A 1,394-nucleotide genomic window follows, 5' to 3' on the forward strand; every position below is an offset into this window, starting at 1 on the left:
GAAGCGGCGGGCCAGGCGCCCCAGGCGGGCGCGGGCGGCGGCCCGGCCGCGCTCCCAGAAGCGGGCGTGCTGGCTCGCCCGCAGCTCCTCGAAGAGCTGCTCGTAGCGCTGGGCGAGCGGCGCGGGATCGTAGGCCCGGGAGCTCTCCAGGGCGGCCGCGGCCATCGCCCGCCGGGCCGGGCCGTCGGCCATCAGCTCCATCAGGGCGCTCGCCAGCGCGTGCTTGTCCCCGGTGGGGACGAGCCGCCCGGTGACCCCGTCCTCGATGATCTCGGCGGGGCCGAGCGGGCAGTCGGTGCTCACCACCGGCACCCCGCAGCGCATGGCCTCCACGATCGTCATTCCGAACGACTCGGCGTCCGAGGCCACCGCGACCAGCGACGCCTTCGCGAACTCCGCCTCGATGGGGGAGTAGGACCCCATCAGCTCCGCGCTCCCGGACAGGCCCAGCCGCTCGATGTGCTCCGCCAGCCGCTCCTTTTCCGCGCCCCCGCCGTAGATCCGCAGCCGCCAGGCCGGGAACTTCGCCGTGACCTCCGCGAAGGCGTCGATCAGCAGGTCGAAGCGCTTGCCGCGGACCAGCCGCCCGGCCGCCGCGATCACCGGTGTGGTGCCCTCGGAGGGGGCGACGGCCGGTTCGGGGACGCTGTTGGGTATCGCCAGCGTCCGCACCCCCGGCAACGGCATCTTCCCGCGGTAGACCGCGGCGTCCGCCTCCGTCGTGGTGACGATGGCGTCCAGCAGCCGGTAGTGCGAGGCCAGCTCCCGCCGCAGCTTCTTGCTGTGCGCGTCGTGCCGCAGATGCTCCTGGGCGATGCGCAGCGCACGACGGGGGGCGAAGCGGGATATGTAGACGTTCACCCCCGGCCGAGTGCCGATGATCACATCGGCGGGGCAGCCGCGCAGATACTCCGCGACCCGCGTGTCGATCAGGCGGTTGTACTGGTGGTGCCGCTTCTCGGCGGCCGGAAAGTCCCGGCTGGCCTCGAAGAACAGCGGGTCCTTGGCGTCCGCGCCCTCGGGACGCAAGTCCACCAGGGGGACCAGCCGCACCCGTGGGTCGAGGGCGAAACGCGGCGTCTCGCGATGCCGCATCATCGAGACGATCTCCACCTCGTGGCGGTCGGCGAGCGCCGTCGCGAGATTCATCGTCGTCCGGATCGTTCCGCCGATCCCGTAGGCGTTGTGCAGCAGGAATGCGATCTTCATGCGGTATTTTCTCCGGCCGGTTGCATCCCCGGGGCGAGTTTCCCCCCGGAACGTAGCGGACACTCTGTCCGGGCCCGGTAAGCCGGTCGCGTGAAGAAGGTGAGAGCGGGGTAAGAAGCCCCGCTCAGGACCCCCACCCGGGGCAGGCACCCTTGTGGCCTTGGCAGACTCGGGGTGTGACCAAC

The 1,394-nt window shown here is 71.7% G+C and carries 1 protein-coding gene; it reads right to left on the bottom strand.

The window, feature by feature from the left end:
* The coding region (locus tag KN815_RS39345; protein ID WP_216346597.1) for a glycosyltransferase family 4 protein at window positions 1-1,209 on the bottom strand (1,209 nt) is incomplete at its 3' end.
* Between the last annotated feature and the right edge of the window lie 185 nt (window positions 1,210-1,394).

It is taken from the genome of Streptomyces niphimycinicus (assembly GCF_018883605.1).
Lineage (GTDB): Bacteria > Actinomycetota > Actinomycetes > Streptomycetales > Streptomycetaceae > Streptomyces > Streptomyces niphimycinicus.